The 4,212-nt window shown below is 76.6% G+C and carries 1 protein-coding gene and 1 pseudogene; both read left to right on the forward strand.

Annotated elements, in window-relative coordinates; translation table 11 throughout:
- Nucleotides 1-2,615: pseudogene (locus IH13_RS37790) on the forward strand (CDP-glycerol glycerophosphotransferase family protein); the annotation flags it as partial.
- Nucleotides 2,612-4,212 (forward strand): glycosyltransferase (locus IH13_RS0118195; protein WP_031085734.1); only part of this gene is annotated, 1,601 nt, incomplete at its 3' end. The pseudogene IH13_RS37790 and the gene IH13_RS0118195, both read left to right, overlap by 4 nt.

The raw sequence follows: 4,212 nt of genomic DNA on the forward strand, positions 1-4,212 counted from the left end.
TTCGACGGACTGCCGCTGCACCTGCGGGTCAAGTGGCAGCTGATCCGGGAGGGCAGGACCGCCGAGCTGCTGGCGCTGCTGGCCCACGAGGGCGCCGACCGCGACACCTTCCACATCCGCGGCCTGCTGAGGCCCCGCGCCCAGTTCCCGGGCGTCCAGGGCCCCCTCCCGCGCCGGGTGACGGCCCTGTCGGACGCCGACCTGCCGGTGCACGCACACCTCACCGAGGCCGTCTGGCGCAAGGGGCTGCTGCACCTGACGGGATACGCCTACGTCCGCAACGCCCCCGGCGGGCCCCCCGTGGCCGGCTGGCTGCGGGCGGGCCGCCGGCTGGTCCCGCTCCGGATGCGCAGGGCGCCGGCGGGCGAGGCGGCGGCCGGGTCGGGCCGCTCGCTGCACGGCTACGAACGGTCCGGCTTCACGGCCGTCGTCGATCCGCGACGGCTCGCCGGACGGGCGGCGTCCCGGAGCGTCTGGAAGCTGGAGGCCCTCGTGCTCGGCGGGGGCCGACCGCGGCGCGGACCGATGCGGCTGCTGGGCCACCCGGCCGCGCCCGCCGTGCGGTACGTCGACGCGCGCACCCGGGTCGTCCCGCTGCTCTCCGGCAACAAGCTGGAACTGCGCGCCGAGCACGTCGAGGCCGTGCTGGCCGGGCACGGCCCGACACGGTCCGGCGACGGCGTCCGGATCACCGTGCGGCTCCTGGGCGGGGGGACGCCGACCGCCCTGCGGATCCAGGAGTGGCACACCAAGGAGACCCGGGAGTTCCCCCTGGCGGCCTGCGACGGCCCGGACCTGCCCGGCGGCGAGCGGGCCGGCGCCCCCGGGCACGTCCGCACCGTCGTCGCCGAGGTGCCGGTCGCGGCGTTCCGGGGCGTGGACGGCGACTGGGGCGTGCACCTGGTCGACGGGGCCCGCCGGACGGCGGTCGCGTACCGCCCGGAGACCGACGCCGGACGGTACCCGTCGGCCGCCGGACGCGAGGTGTACGCCGCCGCCAACCCGTCCGGCGACCTGGTCCTGACCGACCGCGCGGTCCAGCCCGTCCTCACCCGGGCGGCGTGGACCGGGGACGGCGTCCTCCTCCTGGAGGGCACCTGCCCCGGGGCAGGTGCCGGGCCCGTCGAGCTGGTGCTGCTCCACGCCGGCCACCAGGAGGAGAACACCGTCGCTGTGGAACGGGAGGCGGACGCGTTCCGCGTATCGCTGACCCCGGGGGCCGTCACCTCCCTCGCGGGCGTCCTGCCGCTGGCCGAGGGGCGCTGGTACCCGTTCCTGCGGGAGCGCGGCGAGCGTGACCCGGACCGCTACCTCCCGCTGCGGTTGGCCCCCCAGCTGCACGCCGGACTGCCGCTGCACCAGGAGGCGGGCGGCCGCCGCCTCACCCTTCGGCGCCGCTTCCACGACCGGCTCTGCCTGGAGTCCGGCAGCGTCCTGCCGGTGCGCGAGCGCGGGGCGTACGGGCAGCGCGGGCTGCGCGAACGGTACGCGGCGGCCCGGCGCGGTACACCGCGTGAGGCCGTGCTGTACTCCAGCTTCGACGGGCGGCAGTACTCGGACTCCCCCCGCGCCGTCCACGAGGAACTGGCCCGCCGCGCGCCCGGCCTCGACCACCTCTGGGTCGTACGCGACCAGCAGGCCGCCGTGCCCGCCGGAGTGCGTGCGGTGACCCTGCACAGCGCCGAGTGGTACGAGGCCCTGGCCCGCAGCCGCTGGATCGTCACCAACACCCACCTCCCGGAGTGGTTCGAGCGGGCCGAGGGGCAGTTCGTGGTCCAGACCTGGCACGGCACCCCGCTCAAGCGCATCGGACGCGACCTGGAGGGCACCCCGCACGCGGACGCCGCCTACATGGCGTCCATGCCCCGGCGCGCGGCCCAGTGGAGCGTCCTCGTCTCCCCGAACACCTTCTCCACCCCGGTGCTGCGCCGCGCCTTCGGGTACACCGGCGACGTCCTGGAGTGCGGCTACCCGCGCAACGACCTGCTGTACGCCCCGGACCGGGACAAGGTCGCCGCCTCCGTCCGCCAGTCGCTGGACGTGCCGGAGGGCCGCCGCACCGTCCTGTACGCCCCCACGTGGCGCGAGGACCGGCCCAGGAGCGGCGGCCGGTACGGGCTCGACCTCCAGCTCGATCTGGCCGAGGTGCGGCGGGCGCTCGGCGACGACCACGTCCTGCTGGCGACGACCACGTCCTGCTGGTGCGCCGCCACTACCTGGTCGGCGGGAGCGTTCCGGAGAGCGACACCGTCCGGGACGTCTCGCGCCACCCGGACGTCACCGAGCTCATGCTGATCAGCGACGCGCTCGTCACCGACTACTCGTCCCTGATGTTCGACTTCGCCGCGACCGGCCGCCCGATGCTCTTCCACACCTACGACCTGGAGCACTACCGCGACACCCTGCGCGGCTTCTGCTTCGACTTCGAGGCCCGGGCCCCGGGGCCGCTCCTGGCCACCTCGGCCGAGGTCGTCGGGGCGCTGCGCGACCCGGAGGCCGCGACCGCCCCCCACCGGGAGGCGTACGCGCGCTTCCGCGAGTCGTTCTGCGACCTCGACGACGGGACGGCCGCGTCCCGGGTCGTGGACGCGATGCTGAAGGGAGCATTGGCATGAGCGGCCCCGACGTCAGCTGTGTGATCACTCCGGGACCGGGCGGTGCGGCGGCCCTGCGGGCCTCCGTGGAGTCCGTGCTCGGCCAGTCGCTGCGCGCCGTCGAGGCGCTGGTCGTCCTGGACCCGGACGCCGCGGCCCCGCTCCGCGCGGCGGCCGGGGCCCTCGCCGGGCGCTCCCCCGAACGGGTCCGCGTCCTGACCGCCGACTCCCCGGGCGGCTTCGCCGCCGTACCGCGCAACGCCGGGCTGTCGGCGGCCCGGGGCACCTACGTCCTCGTCCTCGGAGACGGCGAACGCCTCCAGCGGCACGCCTGCCGCACCCTCTGGGAGACCGGCGAGCGCACCCGGGCCGACCTGGTCGCCGGAGGCTGGAGCAGGCTCACCGGGGACGGCACCAAGGAAGCCGAACCTCCCTGGCAGCACGCCCTGTTCCCGCGCTCCCGGGTCGTCACCCGGCTCACCGACGCACCCGAACTGGTCGTCCGGGACGCCCTGGTGACCGGTTTCTGCCTGCGCCGGGAGGCCCTGGAGCGGCACGGGCTGCGCTACGACGAGGACCTGGGACCCAGCGAGACCGCCTTCGGCCCCCGGGCCGCGTCCGCGGTCGGCCGGATCGCCCTGGTGCGCCGCCGGATCGTCGACGGCCGGGCCCCGGCGGACCCGGGCCGGGACCTCGCGGGGCGCGTCGAGGCGCACCGCCGGGTGTGCCACCTCCTGGAGGCCCGGGGACTGACGGACCTGCGGGAGGAGCGGGAACGCGCCTTCCTGCTCGACCGGCTCGTCGCCCTCGTCCGCGCGTTCCCGGCGCTGCCGACCGCCGAGCGTGACCGGCTGGCCGCCACGGCGGCCCGGGTGCTGGCGGGGAACGTCCCGGAACCGGTGCTGCTCACGCTCCCGCCCGTCGAACGCGTCGGTGTGCGCCTGCTGGAGCGGGGGGACGCGGACGGCGTGCTGGAGGCGGCGTACGCGCTGCGCCGGCGGGGCACCGTCGCCGCGCCGCTCGTCCGGGGACGGGACGGACGAGTCCACTGGCGGGGCGACGGCGCGGACCCGGCGCTGGACGTCACGGAACTCGGCCACCAGCACCGCACGTTCGGCGAACTGCGGCTGATGAACCGGCTCACCCGCTACGAGGCCGACGGCGGCCGGGTCCTGCTCGAAGGCCGCATCGTGCTGCCGGACCACACCGGCCCCGGTCCCGCGCCCACGGCCCACCTGGAGTTCCGGGTCCGGGACGGCTCGCGGACCTTCCGCTTCCCCGTCGACGAGCTGCGGCGCGACGCCACCGGCATCAGCTGGCGCACCCGGGCCGACCTCACCCGTCTCCTGCGCCCCCTCGGCGCCCGGGACACCCTCTGGGACGCCCGGATGACCGTCGAGGACGAGACGGGGAGCTCGGTCGGCGCCCTCTTCGCCGCGCACGACCTCGTCGGCCCGAAGGACCGCTCACCGGCCCGCCCCCGGCTCGGCCGGGCCGCCGGCGACACCTGGCAGCCCTACATCACCCTCAAGGACCACCTGGCGCTCCGCCTCGAAGCACACCGCCGCCCGGCCCGCACCGTCCGGCGGCTGGCCCACTACGCCACCCACTTCCGCCC

It is taken from the genome of Streptomyces sp. NRRL WC-3549 (assembly GCF_000721935.1).
GTDB lineage: Bacteria > Actinomycetota > Actinomycetes > Streptomycetales > Streptomycetaceae > Streptomyces.